The organism is Caballeronia sp. LZ035, assembly GCF_031451175.1.
Classification (GTDB): domain Bacteria; phylum Pseudomonadota; class Gammaproteobacteria; order Burkholderiales; family Burkholderiaceae; genus Caballeronia.
On sequence record NZ_JARUXS010000004.1, the window covers coordinates 132,190 to 146,627 of the forward strand.

At 64.0% G+C, this 14,438-nt stretch carries 14 protein-coding genes; 4 read left to right on the plus strand and 10 right to left on the minus strand.

Features of this window, described 5'->3' with window-relative positions; translation table 11 throughout:
* Positions 1-15: 15 nt before the first annotated feature.
* Genes QCE88_RS30965 through QCE88_RS31010 form a run of 10 tightly spaced genes read right to left on the minus strand, consistent with a single transcriptional unit; the run spans position 16 to position 10,118 of the window.
* Entirely contained in the window at positions 16-426 is a 411-nt protein-coding gene (locus tag QCE88_RS30965; protein WP_309909014.1) for a hypothetical protein, read from the minus strand.
* On the minus strand, positions 423-887 hold the full coding sequence (locus QCE88_RS30970; RefSeq protein ID WP_309909015.1) for a MaoC family dehydratase N-terminal domain-containing protein: 465 nt from the start codon (positions 885-887) through the stop codon (positions 423-425). Before QCE88_RS30970 ends, QCE88_RS30965 begins: the two co-directional genes overlap by 4 nt.
* Positions 887-2,131, minus strand: coding sequence for a CoA transferase (locus QCE88_RS30975; protein ID WP_309909017.1), 1,245 nt, complete (start codon positions 2,129-2,131; stop codon positions 887-889). The genes QCE88_RS30970 and QCE88_RS30975 overlap by 1 nt, the downstream gene beginning before the upstream one ends.
* Before the next feature lie 32 nt (positions 2,132-2,163).
* Complete coding sequence (locus QCE88_RS30980; RefSeq protein WP_309909019.1) at positions 2,164-3,681, minus strand: amidase; 1,518 nt, start codon at positions 3,679-3,681, stop codon at positions 2,164-2,166.
* 51 nt (positions 3,682-3,732) lie between these two features.
* Positions 3,733-4,317 carry an ANTAR domain-containing protein gene (locus QCE88_RS30985; protein ID WP_309909020.1) on the minus strand — a complete coding sequence of 195 codons (585 nt, stop codon included), beginning with the start codon at positions 4,315-4,317 and terminating at the stop codon, positions 3,733-3,735.
* A gap of 23 nt (positions 4,318-4,340) precedes the next feature.
* On the minus strand, positions 4,341-5,486 hold the full coding sequence (locus QCE88_RS30990; RefSeq protein ID WP_309909022.1) for a transporter substrate-binding domain-containing protein: 1,146 nt from the start codon (positions 5,484-5,486) through the stop codon (positions 4,341-4,343).
* Positions 5,487-5,488: 2 nt separating this feature from the next.
* The gene (locus QCE88_RS30995) at positions 5,489-6,205 is read right to left on the minus strand and encodes an ABC transporter ATP-binding protein (RefSeq protein WP_309909023.1); all 717 of its coding nucleotides are present in this window, start codon (positions 6,203-6,205) and stop codon (positions 5,489-5,491) included.
* Positions 6,198-7,961, minus strand: a complete 1,764-nt coding sequence (locus QCE88_RS31000; protein WP_309909024.1) for an ABC transporter permease subunit — start codon at positions 7,959-7,961, stop codon at positions 6,198-6,200. Before QCE88_RS31000 ends, QCE88_RS30995 begins: the two co-directional genes overlap by 8 nt.
* A gap of 23 nt (positions 7,962-7,984) precedes the next feature.
* On the minus strand, positions 7,985-8,854 hold the full coding sequence (locus QCE88_RS31005; protein ID WP_309909025.1) for an ABC transporter permease subunit: 870 nt from the start codon (positions 8,852-8,854) through the stop codon (positions 7,985-7,987).
* A 31-nt stretch (positions 8,855-8,885) separates the two neighbouring features.
* Complete coding sequence (locus QCE88_RS31010; RefSeq protein WP_309909027.1) at positions 8,886-10,118, minus strand: transporter substrate-binding protein; 1,233 nt, start codon at positions 10,116-10,118, stop codon at positions 8,886-8,888.
* Between the two features lie 521 nt (positions 10,119-10,639).
* Here QCE88_RS31010 and QCE88_RS31015 point away from each other — a divergent pair.
* Genes QCE88_RS31015 through QCE88_RS31030 form a run of 4 tightly spaced genes read left to right on the plus strand, consistent with a single transcriptional unit; the run spans position 10,640 to position 14,437 of the window.
* On the plus strand, positions 10,640-12,007 hold the full coding sequence (locus QCE88_RS31015) for an MFS transporter (RefSeq protein WP_309909028.1): 1,368 nt from the start codon (positions 10,640-10,642) through the stop codon (positions 12,005-12,007).
* A gap of 53 nt (positions 12,008-12,060) precedes the next feature.
* A complete protein-coding gene (locus QCE88_RS31020) occupies positions 12,061-13,068 on the plus strand; it encodes a zinc-binding dehydrogenase (RefSeq protein ID WP_309909029.1) in 1,008 nt (335 codons plus the stop codon).
* 25 nt (positions 13,069-13,093) lie between these two features.
* A complete protein-coding gene (locus QCE88_RS31025) occupies positions 13,094-13,858 on the plus strand; it encodes an SDR family NAD(P)-dependent oxidoreductase (protein ID WP_309909031.1) in 765 nt (254 codons plus the stop codon).
* Positions 13,859-13,903: 45 nt separating this feature from the next.
* Complete coding sequence (locus QCE88_RS31030) at positions 13,904-14,437, plus strand: 2,4'-dihydroxyacetophenone dioxygenase family protein (protein WP_250518749.1); 534 nt, start codon at positions 13,904-13,906, stop codon at positions 14,435-14,437.
* Position 14,438 lies beyond the last annotated feature (1 nt).

Genomic DNA, 14,438 nt, shown 5'->3' on the forward strand with positions numbered 1-14,438 from the left:
CCGCTATAGAGGCGATTAACCTCGCGGCGATCGCCGGAAATCCGCTCTGGCCGTCGTGGTCACATCGCCCGTGGCATTGACCAGGCGCAGCGCGAGCCGCACACGCTGCGAGTCTTCGTCCACGACTTCGCCGTGCGCGGTGAGCAACTCGTTCGCGTATGCCGCGCGGCGATTGCTGTAGCTGAACGCGAGTAGCTCGTCGTCCTCGCGCATGAAGTCGTAGACGAGTTGCATCAGCCAGTCGCCCTGCAAGGGACCGTCCACCAGCAGTGCGGGATGGCCCTCCTTCTCTTGCGCATACGGCAGGTCGTAGTGGATGCGATGCGCGTTCCAGATCGCCGCGTTGTAGAGAAAAAGCTGCACGGCATCCGCCCGGTGTTCGCGCAACGGCAGCCGAAGGTCGTTCGTGTCGTGGTCGTACTTCATCGTGCGATCCTCGTCAGTCGTTCGATCACGACCGTATGTCCCGAATCGTCGTCGAAGCGGTTTTCGAACACGAGGAAAATCAGCGGACCGTCGCTTCCCTGCTTTTCGAAGAGATCGACGAGCGTCTGCGTGCAGTGCAGCACATCGCCTGCGCGCAAACGCCCACGCACCTCGTATTCGCTCCCGCCGGCCATGATCCGTTTGAGAGGCAGCTCCGGAATCAGCGGATTGTCAGGCGCGTGACCATCGGCGCGCAGCGCATCGAGCGGCAGCACGGGCATCATCGCACTGAAGAGAAACAGCAGCGGCGCTTCGTCGCCCGACAGAAAGCGGGCCTGACGCTGACCTGTGGCGACCGCGTACTTGCGCACGTCCTGGCGGCTGATTTCGAAGCGAAAGGGCGGCAGCGTCGCGCCGATACGGCTGCGCATGTCCTCGGTGATGAGGCTCGGGCCAGGCATCAGATTGCTCCTTGCGCACGAAGCGCGGCGTATTCGCTTTCAGACAGGCCGAGCCAGCTGCGATACACCGCGTCGTTGTGCTGCCCGACAACGGGCGCGCTCGCGCCGTGTTCGAAGGTGCCGTTCGAGAGCTTGACGGGATTGCCGAACACGTCGAATGTCGTCCCTCGATAGCGCACCGGCACGACCATGTCACGCTCGCGCAGATGCGGATCGTCAACGACTTCGTCGATGCCCTTGATCGGCGAGAGCGGAAACCGGTCGCCGGTCATTGCTTCGAGTTCGGCCTTGGTGTACTCCGCAAGCCAGCGGCGCACGGCGGGGTCGACCTTGCGTCGATAGTTCTCTGGCAGAAAGCGCTTCGCCATCGTCGCGGTGTCGGGATCGTTCGCCAACTCCGTGTCGCCGAACACGGTGCAGGCCTCGCGCCAGAACTTGTCGGTGTAGGCGCCAAAGAAGACGAAGCCGTCCTTGCACGCATAGCGGCCGTAGGGCTTGACGAACGGATGCCCATTGCCTTCGGGTACAGTGACCTTCCCCGTCGCCGTGTAGGTGACGAGCGCGTTCTCCGTGAGCGAGACGATGGAGTCCTGCTGCGATATATCGACTAGCTGGCCGGATCCGGTTCCGGCCCCGCCACGTTCGGCTTCGCGCAACGCGGCGAGCGTGCCGATGGCCGCGTACAGCGCCGCCGACAGATCGCCCAGGACCGTGCCCACGCGCATCGGCTCCTCCACGGTGCCGTTCATCGACCACAAGCCGCCCGATGCCTGCGCGCTACTGTCGAAGGCCGGTCGCGCCGCATTGGGGCCGCGCTGGCCGAAGCCGCTGATCGCCGTGAACACGAGCGCCGGGTTGATCTTTCTCAGCGTCTCGTAGCCGATGCCGAGGCGGTCCATCGTGCCCGGCCGGAAATTTTCGATGACCACGTCGGCCTTTTCGACCATTTTCAAGAACGTGGCGCGGCCGTCGGGTTGCTTGAGATCGAGGGACACGGCGAGCTTGTTGCGGTTGAACTGCGCGAAGAAGCCGCTGACGGGTTCCCCGTCTTCGTCGTGCAAGGGAGGAAACTCGCGGGTGAGATCTGGATCGGCGGGATGCTCGATCTTGATGACCGTCGCGCCGAGATCGGCGAGCAGCATCGCGCAGTAGGGGCCTGCGACCACGCGCGTCAGGTCGAGTACGGTCACGCCGCGAAGCGCGCCGCGATCGCGCATGAATTGCGGCAGTGTGTCGTGAGTCATGTCAGTCGTGTCCTCTCGTGTCCTGTTGCGCGTTACAGCGCCGTCCAGTCAACCGACTGCTCGAAGGCGTAGGCCGCGCGATAGATCGCCGCCTCGTCCCAGTGCTTCCCGATGAGCATGAGGCCGACTGGCAAGCCGTCGACCGTGCCGCACGGAATGCTCATGGCGGGGTGTCCGGTCACATCGAACGGGCACGTGTTGGTCGTGAGTTCAGTGCCGCGGCTGATCACTTCGTCGAGCGGCGCGCCGGGCTTGGGTAGTGGCGTGGCGGTGAGCGGAAGCGTGGGCATGAGCAGCACGTCGCAGTTGGCGAGCGCCGCGTCGTAGGCGAGCCTGAGCTGCCGCGACAGGTTCTGCGCTTTGGCGTAGTAGTGGCCGCGATAGTGCTTGATGAAATATTCGCCCAACAGCATCGTGATCTTCAGCGTGTCCGACAGTTCATCGGCGCGCTGGCGCCAGTTCGCGTGGAAATCCAGCAGGCCGGTCATGTACAGACCCTTCCAGTTGAAGCCCATCCCGTTGTCTTTCATCATCTGCTGTGTCGCGCCTTCGCACGCGACCGGCAACCAGATCGCCGGACCCACGCGATGCATCGGCACGGACACCTCGCACACCTGCGCACCGAGTTCCGCGAAGTGCCTGGCTGCTTCGCTCACTTTCGCATCGGATGCCTCCTGCGAATGCGGCCAGCCGAAGCCTTCGCGTACGACGCCGATCCTGAGGCCCTCCACCCCGCGTTTCATCAACTCGCGATACGGCTGCGACGGACGCTCCGCGTACTGGCGCGGATCGAGGCCATCGGGACCGGCGAGCACTTCGAGCATCAGCGCGTTGTCTGTGACGCTGGCGGTCATCGGCCCGGTGTGATCGAGCGTGAGTTCGATCGGCATGATGCCCGTATAGGGAACAAGACCATGCGTGGGCTTCATGCCATAGATGCCGCAATAAGATGCCGGCATGCGGATCGAGCCGCCCTGATCGCCGCCGATGGCCATGTCGACTTCGCCCGCCGCAACGAGTGCCGCGCTGCCTGACGACGAGCCACCCGCCGAGTAACCGTGACGTCGCGGGTTGTGCACCGGCGCCGGCGAACTGGTATGTGAGCCGCCGGAGAAACAGAGATATTCGCAGGTGGCCTTGCCGGTGATGGTCGCGCCCGCGTCGAGCAACCGGGTCACGATGGTCGCATCGATATCCGGCACATAGCCTTCCAGCGTCGACGCGCCGTTCATCATCGGCACGCCTGCGAGACAGACGTTGTCCTTCAGCGCCACCGTCTTGCCTGTGAGCTTGCCTTCCGGCGCGCCCCGCACTTCGCTTTTCACGTACCACGCGCCGTATGGGTTTTCCTCAGCGCCGGGCCGATATCCCGGCGTGCGCGGATACGTCACGCGTGGCACGAAGTCGGGCAGCGCATCGACAAGATCGTAGGCGTCATAGCTCGCCTGCATCACGGCGTCGAAGTCGCGCAACTGCGCATCCGACAGATGCATGCCGAGATCAGACGCGACGTCGCTTAGCTGGCTCAGGGTGGGGCGCTTGATGGTCATCTGTGATCCTAAGTGAGTGTGAAGGTCGACTCGTATCGAGCCAGGTTCGGCTCAAGTCATCTCGTCGATGACGATCCGCGCCATGTCGTGAAGCGATGCGCGGGCGTGCATCGCACGCGCCTGAATCGAGCGATGCGCTTCGTTTTCCGTCATGCCTTCGCGGGTCATCAGCAAGGTCTTGGCGGTCGTGAGGAGGCTCGTGTGCGCATCGGCGCGCAGGGCATCGAGCGCCGCAAGCCTGGCGAGGCGCTGCTTCCACGCGGTGCGCGCCAAAAGTAGTTGCGTAAGCAGGCCAAACGGGCGCACGGGCCGCTCGATCACCCCCGCGCAGCCGCTTTGCAGGATCAGTTGCAGGGTGGCCGGATTCTCGTATTCGACGATGCCGATGACAGGCGGCCCCCATTCGTCGAAGCCCGTGGCGAGCGTCAGAATGGCGTCGCGATGACCTTCCTCAATGGTCAGCAGCACGACATCTGTGTCAGTGCCCAGGCGCACAGGCATCGGCCACTGATGCGTGGGCCGGCAGCCGATCCGACGCAGATGGGCGACCAGCAACTGCGCCTCCCCGTCGTGCGGATGAATCACGAGCACGCGGAGGTCGTTGAGTTCGCGCAGGGTGGGCTGCGTGTTTTGCATGACCGCACGCATAGGGCCGCCGTTCATCGCAGCGAGTGCGCGTCGAAGTTCAGCGCGTGATCGACGAGATAGGGCACGGGGCGCACTGCCGTGGGCGACGAATAGAGTATGTCGAAGCGACGCCGGCTGTTGACCCTCGCGATGCGCGGCCATAGCCACGTGTGATGCGTGTCGCCGTCCATCGTGACTCGTCCCTGTGGAGCGTCGTAATGCGCGCCGTCGAGTGCGGGAACGAGTTCGGCCGCGTCGAGCGTGCCGGCGCGGCGTGCGGCATCCGCCACGAGATGCACCTGAAAATAGGCAGCCTCGGCGCACGCGGTGATGGGCGCGTCGGCGCCGAAGCGGGCGCGATATCGAGCGACGAATCCACGGCTGCGCTCGGTGTCGAGCGTGTCGAACCACGGCGCGGCGGTGACGTGACCTTCCGAGGCTTCCGAGGGCATGGCCGCGAGATCGGTTTCGATGGTGGCGAGGCTTGCGATCGGCATCGTCGCCGGGTCGTAGCCGAGCCTGCGATAGGCTCGGTAGAGCTTGACGATGTCGTGGCCTACAACCGTCGAATAGATCGCATCGGGGCGCAGGTCGCGAGCATGCGCGAGCACGCGCTCGAAATCTTCCTCCGGTGCATCGAGCGGCAGATAGGTTTCCGCGACGACCGTGCCGCCCGCGTGCTCGTAGAGTTCGCGCATGATGCGGTTCGACTCGCGCGGATACACGTACTGGTGCCCGATGAACATCACGCGGTTGCCGTAGTGGCGGATCACGTGGCTCGCGAGCAGCACCGAATTCTGGTTCGGCACCGAGCCGGTGTAGAAGCAGTAGGGCGAATATTCGAAGCCTTCGTAGAGTGTGGCGTAGAAAAGCGGCGTGCGCCGGCTTTCGACCACGGGCAACACGGCCTTGCGAGTGCTTGACATATGGGTGCCGAAGATCACCGGAACCTTCTGCACGTCGCACAGCCATTCGGCGGCAATCCGGAACGCCTCGGGACTCACGCCAACCTCGGGCGCTACCGGCACCAGCGGCACGCCGCGAATGCCGCCTTCGGCGTTGATTTCGTCGATGGCGAGCCGGCTGGCGTTCTCCTGGGTCGTTTCGTTCGCAGCCGTGATGCTGACTTTCGAAAACAGAAGGCCAACATGATGGCCGTCGCGGTGCGCTGTTCGCATGGTCATTTCAGGTTTGCGGCACCAAGGCCGCCATATCGGTGCGCGATGTCCTCCGTCGACATCGACCCGGATGGGAATTCCGCGATGATCTCGCCTCTTTCGATCACGAGGATGCGATCCGACAACGCGCGCAGGAAATCGATGTCCTGCTCGACCAGTAGTATGGCGATGCCGTGCCGTTCACGCAGCTGCGCCAGCGTTTCCATGATCTCGTCGCAGATGGATGGCTGAATGCCTTCCGTGGGTTCGTCGAGCAGCATGAGGCGCGGCTTGCCGCACAGGCAGCGGGCGAGCGCCACGAGTTGCTGCTCGCCGCCGGACAGACTGCCGCCCGTGCGTTCGAGCAATCCGCGCAGACGCGGGAAGAGTTCGAGCACGGACATTACGGTCGCCTCCGCTTCGCGCGGCGCCTTCACGCAACCCATGCGGAGGTTGTCGATCACACTCAACGTCGGGAATATCTGCCGGCCCTGCGGTACATAACCGATACCGGCACGCGCGTGAATATGCGCGCGCCGGTTGGTCAGGTCGCCGCCCTCGAAGCGCACCAGACCGCGTGTCGTTCGCAGCGCGCCGATCAGCGCGCGCATGAGCGTGGTCTTGCCCATGCCGTTGCGTCCGAACACGCCGACGAACTCGCCGGCCACCATGCCGAAACGCAGGCCGTTGAGCACAGGAACGCGGCCATAGCCCGCATGGAGATCGTCGACTTCAAGCATGCCGGCCTCCATGTTGTCCCAGATACGCGGCGCGCACTTCCGGGTGCGCCGTGATCTCTTCGAAGGTGCCTTCGGCCAGGATCGAGCCCTGGTTGAAGACCGTCACGCGTTGCGCGATCAGACCGATGAACGCCATGTCGTGCTCGACCACGACGATCGTGCTGTGCGCATTGATCGCGCCGACGAGTTCAGCCGTGCGCCGCACTTCGCGGAAGGTCATGCCGGCCGCCGGTTCGTCGAGCAGCACGAGTGTCGGGCGCGACGCGAGGATGATGCCCAGTTCGACCCACTGACGATGCCCGTGAGCGAGCGTATTGGTGGCAACTTCGGCGAAAGCCGCGAGTTCGGTCATCGCGAGTGTTTCGTCGACGATGGCCGCGATATCGCGCCTGCCGTGCGCGCCGGGGCGGCGCGCGGCCGCCAGCGCGAGGTTTTCCCGCACCGACAGGCCTTCGAACACGCTCGGCACCTGCGTCTTGATGCCTATGCCCAGGCGCGCGACTTCCCATGTATCGAGTCGGTCGAGACGCACTCCGTCGAAGGTGATCTCGCCGCGCGTGGGCGCGAGCTGACCCGAGAGCATCCGGAAGAAGGTGCTTTTGCCGGCCCCGTTCGGGCCGATCAGGCAGCGCACTTCGCCTCGCGCGAGCGCGAAATTGACGTCGCGCACGGCATGTACGCCGCCAAAACTCACGCCGAGCCCGCGCGTCTCCAACAGGATGTCGTTCATGTGGCGTCCCTCCGGGCTTGCGACTCGGCCTCGATGGCGTGGGCCGTGCGGCGTGCGCCGATGCGTCGGCAGGCATCCGCCACCGTCGGCGCAATGCCGCGGAATGGCGAGCACGAACAGCGTCAGGATCGCACCCAGCACAAGACCGGTATCGACGACCTGCTGGGTGCCGAGCGCGGCGACGAGCCACTGCAGGCCGATGCACGCGATCACCGGCCCGATGAGCGTGCCGCGCCCGCCGACCAGCACCCAGATGATGATCTGCGCGGACTGCGACATGCCGAACACGCCCGGACTGACGAAGGCGCCCCAATTGGCGTACAGCACGCCCGCGAGTCCCGCGATACCGCCGCCAATGGCGAAGGTCGCGAGCTTGAAGCGGTTCACGTGATAGCCGAGCAGCAGTGCGCGCTGTTCGTTCTCGCGCACGGCGGCGACGATCCGGCCGAAGCGCGATCGTTGCAGCAGCCACAGGCCGAAGTAGACGAACACGAGCACCAAGGCCGCGAGTTTGAACATGGCTTCGGGCGAGAGCGGTTCGTCGAAGCCGGGGAGCAGCAGCGCCGGAATGGACGGAATGCCATTGAAGCCGCCGAGCGGCGCCGCGCCGATCCGGTAGGCATCGCCCGAGGTCGAGTTCATGCCGTTGAACAGAATCAGCGTCACCGCAAGCGTGATGACGCCGAGATAGACGTCGCTGATGCCGCCATAGAACATGAAGTAGCCGAGCAGCAGCGCCGCCAGCGTCGCGACACCGATTCCGATGACGATGGCGCCCACGCCCGGCCCGAGATTGAGCGAGGCGATCGCGTAGCCGTAAGCGCCCAGCCCGAAGAATGCGGACTGGCCGAAGCACAGGATGCCGCCGTGACCCCACACAAAGGCGAGACTCAGCGCGAGGATCGCCATGACGACGTAGACCGTCATGGCAAGCACCGTGAACGTATCGGCGAGATACGGAACGGCGAGGGCGCATGCCACGGCGGCCACGCCCGCGACGGCTCGGATCGACGAAGACGTTTGCATCGACTTTTGCGTGGACGTTGGCATCAGCTGGCCCGCCTGAAGAAGCGTCCCGTGATGCCTTGCGGCAGGAGACGCACGAGGACGATCGCCGCGATGAACACCGATATCTCGCCGAATACGGGCGTCGCCACGAAGGTCACCGCCTGGCTTACGATGCCGAACAGGCTCGACGCCGATAGCGTGCCCGCCACGACCGCCGTACCGCCGCAGATCACGGTGATGAAGGCCTTCGCCACATAAGCCGCGCCGATGGTTGGGATCACGCCGCTCAACGGTGCGAACGCGGCACCCGCGAGTCCCGACAACGCGGCGCCGGCGCCGAAGGTGAGCTTGTAGACGAGATCGGGATTCATCCCGAGCGCATCGCACATGTCGGCGTTCTGCATGCAAGCGCGAGCGCGCATGCCGACGCTCGTGAAGCGCAACGCGGCGTAGACGCCGGCAGAGACGACGCACGCGAGCGCAACGAGAAACAGCGTGTAGCCGCTCGTCTGCCGGGCGCCGATGGTCACGCTGCCGAGCGGGGTCGAAATGCCGAGCGTCGTGTTGCCGAAGATCATCGTGCCGAGTCCGACGATAGCGAGGCTCAGGCCCCAGGTCGCCAGCATCGTGTCGATCATGCGTCCGTACAGATGTCGCACGATCAGATGTTCAACGATGATTCCGAACAGCCCGACCGCCAGCGGCGCCAACACGAGCATCGAGATCCAGATTGGCACGCCGAGCTTGTTGGTCGCAAGGATCGTCACGTAGCCGCCGAGCATCATGAAGTCGCCGTGCGCGAGGTTGATGATCTTCATCATGCCGAACACGACGGCCAGCCCGATGCTGAGCAGCGCGAGCATCGCGATTGCGCCGATCACATCGATTGCGTAGATCAGGATCAGGTCCATTCCGGCTCCGTGGCGAGGATCATCAGCGTGCTCAGATCTTGATCTGATACTGGCGGCTATCCGCGGGATTCTTCTTGAGGTCGCAGACCGCGGCGGTATCCGCAGGCCTCTGCTGCGGAAAACTTTCGACGAGTTCGAGCTTGTGGTTCTGGACCCGCGCAATGTGCACGTCGAGCACGCAGTGATGCGTTTGCGGATCGATGGTCACCTTGCCGCTCGGTCCGTCGATGGACAGGCCGGATTCGAGCGCTTCGACGACCTTCATCCGCTCGACGCTGCCCGCGCGGCGCACGCCCGCCGCCCACAGGTGGAAGCCTTGATAGGCAGCCGTCGCCAGTTCAGTGATGTACGGGTAGTTCTGCCCGAAGCGTGCATGAAAGCGTTTGACGTAGTCCGCGTTGGTCGGGCCGGGCAGTTCCTGCAGATAGTTCTGACAGACCATGAAGCCGTTGCATTCTTCCGGCGACAGGATGATGTGCTCGTTGCCGCCGGCGAACGAGGTGGATGCGAGCGGTATCTTGCCCGTCATGCCGGTCGCCTTCCATTGCCGGTAGAACGCCATGTGTGCACCGCCGACGAGCACCGAATAGATGAAGTCCGGCGATGCTGCCTGGATCTTCGAGATGGTCGCGCCGAAGTTGGTCACGTCGAGCGGAAAGAACTCCGTCGCGACGACCTTGCCGCCCGCGTCCGCGGTGTACTTCTTCACCCACTCCGAGGTGATCTGGCCGTAGTTGTAGTCCGCCGCGACGATGTAGACTTTTTTGCCCCAGTTGTGCACCGCCCACGGCACCAGCTTCGCGACGGTCTGTGCCGGCGTAACGCCCGTGGCGAAGTAGTTGCGGTCGCACACGCCGCCTTCGTACTGGTTGTTGTAGAAGTACAGGGTGCGAAAGCGGTCGAACACGGGCCGCATGACTTCGCGCGATGCCGACGTGATGCCGCCCAGCACGACTGCCGCCTTGTCGCGCAGCGCCGCCTGCTGCGCGAACTGCGGATAAAGCTGCATGTTGGACTGCGGATCGAAGACCGTGAAGTTGAGCTGGCGTCCGAGCAACCCGCCCGATGCATTGATTTCTTCCGCTGCGAGATGCAGGGCGTTGACGATCGGCTTTCCGTAGATATCGAGACCACCGGAGAGGTCGTAGATGGCATCGACCGTGATCTTGTCGCTGGTCTGGGCAATGGCCCGCGTTCCCGCGAGACCGAGCATGGCTGCCGTGGCGGCGGATGATGAAAGGAAGCGGCGGCGATTCACGGGCATGAAATGCGCTCCTGTGGCGAGGCCGGACGAACGACCGACATGGACGCGAACGCGCGCATGCAAGCCGTCGCGAACGATCGCGCGGATGGGTGGTATTCGAGTAGTGGGTGCGTGCCGGGAATCCGGCCAGAACGTCGACGCCCTTGTCGACGTAGAACAGCAAAGGTGGCAAACCGGCTTCGCGCGGCCACGCCTTTGGGGCCTTTGCGAAGCGCCTGCATGCGGCAGGCGATACGAATGCTAAAGAATCATTTTTCGGATTCGTAGCAGGGCAAACCCTTGGTTTGGGCTTTATTTCAGTGAGCTATTCCGATGCGCCAAATGCCCATTGGATGCACCAAAAGAAGCCCCAATAGAAGCGATAGGCTGAACCGATAGCGGGTATGGAAAATTCGTCTTTCCTGGGCTCGCGCATATCCGTTTAGCATTTCAGCCACTCAGTACCGCCGTTCGTCGTCAAAGAATAATTCCGGCACAGGACCTGAAACACCCACTCTCAGGACATTTGAGGAGACAACTCCGTGAGTAAAAAAATAATCGATGTCGAGCAGTTTCTCGACGACAACCGCTTTTCGCCCTTTCAATGGACGATCCTTATCCTCTGCTTTCTGATCGTGTCCATCGACGGCCTGGATACCGCCGCCATGGGCTATATCGCGCCTTCGTTGATTGCGGAGTGGAATGTCTCAAAGGCCGCGCTCGCGCCTGTCATGGGTGCAGCGCTGCTAGGGCTCGCGTTCGGCGCACTGACCGCCGGGCCGCTCGCGGACCGCTTCGGCCGCAAGAAGGTCATCGTCATTTCCGCGTTGCTGTTCGGCCTCATGACACTGGCGAGCGCGGCGGCGTGGTCGCTGTGGTCGCTGACGCTGTTCCGCTTCGTCACCGGTCTCGGCCTCGGCGCCGCGTTGCCGAACACCGTCACGCTGATGAGCGAATACGTGCCGCACCGCCGCCGTTCGCTGCTGTCCACGCTGATGTTTTGCGGCCTGTCGATCGGCTCCGCCTCGGCGGGATTCGTCGCATCCGCGGTGATTCCCTCGCATGGATGGCGCAGCCTGCTGATCATCGGCGGCGTGCTGCCTTTGATCTGCGTGGCGTTCCTCACCTTCATCATGCCCGAGTCCGTGCGCTTTCTCGTGGTGCGCAATGCGCCGGCCGAGAAGATCGCGCGCATTCTCCGGCGCATTTCCGCACAGACCGATTTCACCGATGCGCGCTTTGTGCTGCCGGAAAGCGTGAATCCGCAGAATGCATCGTCGTCGCCGGTGATCGCGCTGTTCCAGAACAACAACGGTCTCGGCACCGTCATGCTGTGGCTGACCTACTTCATGGGGCTGATCATCGTCTACACGGTGACCGGCTGGATGCCGACGATGATGAGGGACGCCGGCGTGCCGGTTGCGCAGGCGGCCATTGTCACGGGCATGTTCCTGACCGGCAGCACCGTGGGCAACATCATCATGGGCTGGCTGATGGACCGCATGAGCGGCTATGTGGTGATCGCGACGGCGTATGCGGCTTCGGCGCTGTGCCTTGTCGCCATCGCGATGCATCCGCTCAATGACGTGCCGATGCAGGAAGCGCTCGTCTTCCTTGCGGGCTTCGCGATGGGCAGCCAGGTGCAGACCGTGATCCTCGCGACCCAGTTCTACCGCACCCAATGCCGTGCGACCGGCGTAAGCTGGGTGCTGGGCATCGGCCGCTTCGGCGGAGTCTTCGGCGCATCGATGGGCGGCATCCTGATGTCGCGCGGCTGGGAGTCGCACGAGATCTTCATGGCGCTCGCCGCGCCGGCTGCCGTCGCGGCTTCGGCTATCGGCATCAAGGGGCTGTATTACACGTTCCGCCCGAATGCGTTGCCCGCCGCGAGCACGGAATCGCTCGGCTGAACCGGACCTGACGCTCCCCACTCTCGCAAGACCACTAAAAAGAGAAGAGACGCATGAAAGCTTACGTTACCGAAAAAGCCCGCCAGCTCACCCTGGCCGAAGTGGACGAACCGCAGGCGGGACCGGGTCAGGCGCTCCTCGAAGTGCGCGCGGTCGGCATCTGCGGTTCGGACCATCACATCTATCTCGGCCATCATCCTTACGCAAAGCTGCCGATGGTGCAGGGCCACGAATTCTGCGCGCGCATCCTTGCCTACGGGCCTGATTGCAAGCAGGCGCTTCCGGTGGGCAGCCAGGTCGTGATCGAACCGCTGCTGCGTTGCGGCACGTGTTACGCCTGCCAGCAAGGGCGCTATAACTGCTGCGAGAGTCTGGCGATCTTCGGCGTGCACCGGCCGGGCGCGTTCCAGGAGCGCGTGGTCGTGCCGGAGTATCTGATGCATGCAAGCGGCGATGTCGCGCCGCAGGTGGCCACGTTCGCGGAGCCGCTGTCCATCGCGGTGCAGGCGGTCAAACGCGGGCGCATCACGGCGGACGATATCGTGCTGATCCTGGGCGCGGGCCCGATCGGGCTTGCGACGGTGCTGGCGTGCAAGGACATCGGCGCACGCGTCGTCATCTCGGACGTGATGGCCTCGCGCCTCGACAAGGCCACGGCACTGGGCGCAGACCACGTCTTCAATCCGGAGCGCGACGACCCGCAAGCGATCCGCGCATGGTCGGGCGGCGGCGTGACGGCCGTGATCGATGCCGTCGCGGTGGAGCCGGCCATCAAGCTCGGCATCGACGTGCTGCGCGCCGCCGGGCGCTATGTGCTGGTGGGCATGTCGGGGAAGAACCTGCCGATCGCGATCAGCAGCGTGGTGGCGAAGGAGATCGACATCATCGGCTCGCGCAACAGTTCGAACGTGTTCGCGGATGCCGTCGCGCTCATGCAGCGCAACGTCGCCAAGGTGGAGCAGATCATCTCCATCTCGCAGGGCCTCGATACGCTGCCCGCCATGATGGACTATTCGATCGACCATCCGCAGGAGGTCGAGAAGATGGTCGTCGTGTTGTGAACCGCGTCGGGGCGAGGACAGGGTCATGAACTTCAATGAACGCAACGTGCTGGTGACCGGCGGCGGACGCGGCATCGGACTGGGTATCGTGCGCGGATTTCTCGAAAGCGGCGCGAGCGTGGTCTTCGTCGATTACGACGAACAGCTCGGCCGCGAAGCCGAACGCCGCTTGCGGCAGGAGCACGCGCGCGTGCATTTCGTGGCGGCGGATGTCGGCCGCTTCGACTCATGTCAGGCCGCGTACGAGCGTGCCACGGCGCTGATCGGTTCCATCGACACGCTCGTCAACAATGCGGGCATCTCGCCGAAGACCAACGGCCGCGGCGTGAGCGTCGATGACATGGATATCGACGAATGGCGACGCGTGGTGGATGTGAATCTCAACGGTATTTTTTATTTCGCGAAGCTGGCCGTGCCGGCGATGAAACGCCAGCGCTTCGGCCGCATCGTGTCGATGTCGTCAGTCGCGGGCAAGGCGTATCTCGACGTCTGCGCCGTGCATTACGCCGCGACCAAGGCGGCCGTGATCGGCCTCACGCGTCAGCTCGCGGGCGAGCTCGGGCCGTTCGGCATCAACGTGAACGCGATTGCGCCGGGCCGCATCGACACCGAGATGGTGGCCGTGGCGGGCGCGGCGACCAACGCCGCGTACGTTGCACAGACGCCGCTGCAACGGCTCGGCACAACGCGCGAGGTGGCCTCGCTGTGCCTCTATCTCGCGTCGAAGGAAGAAGCAGGATTCGTCACCGGCCAGGTCGTGGATGTGGCCGGCGGCTGGTTGATGACATGACACGCAACACCACAAAAAGGTCCCACGAACATGAACGATCGAGCCATGAACCGCAACAACGGCCTGCCGGAACCGGCAGCCTTCAAGTATCCCCGTGAATTCCACGATGCCCAGGGGTTGGTGCTGCCCGCCGCCATTTCCGGCGCGGAAGACGATGACCATCTGTGGGTGCCGCAGTCGGAAGGCGTCAGTTTCAAGCCCATCATGCTGCACGCGACGCAGGGCTACTTCATCAACCTGCTGCGGGTGCGGCGCTCGGGCGTGCTGTCCGTGCACCATCACACGGGGCCGGTGCATGCGTTCCCGATCAAGGGCCGCTGGTACTACCTGGAACACGACTGGGTCGCGGAGGCGGGCGGCTATGCCTTCGAGCCGCCGGGCGAGATCCACACGCTGTTCGTGCCGGAAGACGTGAAGGAAATGATCACGCTGTTTCATGCGACCGGCGGCTATGTTTATCTCGACGAGAAGGGTAAGGCGATCGGCTATGAAGACGTCTTCACCAAGATCGAAAGTTGCCGCGCGCATTACGAGCGCATCGGGCTGGGCGCGGACTACGTCAACCGCTTCGTTCGCTGAA

Coding starts and splice junctions, on each gene's coding strand:
- QCE88_RS31025 (WP_309909031.1), top strand. CDS start 13,094: ATGAACTTCAATGAACGCAACGTGCTGGTGACCGGCGGCGGACGCGGC.
- QCE88_RS30985 (WP_309909020.1), bottom strand. CDS start 4,317: ATGCAAAACACGCAGCCCACCCTGCGCGAACTCAACGACCTCCGCGTG.
- QCE88_RS30975 (WP_309909017.1), bottom strand. CDS start 2,131: ATGACTCACGACACACTGCCGCAATTCATGCGCGATCGCGGCGCGCTT.
- QCE88_RS30990 (WP_309909022.1), bottom strand. CDS start 5,486: ATGCGAACAGCGCACCGCGACGGCCATCATGTTGGCCTTCTGTTTTCG.
- QCE88_RS30980 (WP_309909019.1), bottom strand. CDS start 3,681: ATGACCATCAAGCGCCCCACCCTGAGCCAGCTAAGCGACGTCGCGTCT.
- QCE88_RS30970 (WP_309909015.1), bottom strand. CDS start 887: ATGCCTGGCCCGAGCCTCATCACCGAGGACATGCGCAGCCGTATCGGC.
- QCE88_RS30965 (WP_309909014.1), bottom strand. CDS start 426: ATGAAGTACGACCACGACACGAACGACCTTCGGCTGCCGTTGCGCGAA.
- QCE88_RS31010 (WP_309909027.1), bottom strand. CDS start 10,118: ATGCCCGTGAATCGCCGCCGCTTCCTTTCATCATCCGCCGCCACGGCA.
- QCE88_RS31030 (WP_250518749.1), top strand. CDS start 13,904: ATGAACCGCAACAACGGCCTGCCGGAACCGGCAGCCTTCAAGTATCCC.
- QCE88_RS30995 (WP_309909023.1), bottom strand. CDS start 6,205: ATGCTTGAAGTCGACGATCTCCATGCGGGCTATGGCCGCGTTCCTGTG.
- QCE88_RS31005 (WP_309909025.1), bottom strand. CDS start 8,854: ATGGACCTGATCCTGATCTACGCAATCGATGTGATCGGCGCAATCGCG.
- QCE88_RS31020 (WP_309909029.1), top strand. CDS start 12,061: ATGAAAGCTTACGTTACCGAAAAAGCCCGCCAGCTCACCCTGGCCGAA.
- QCE88_RS31000 (WP_309909024.1), bottom strand. CDS start 7,961: ATGCAAACGTCTTCGTCGATCCGAGCCGTCGCGGGCGTGGCCGCCGTG.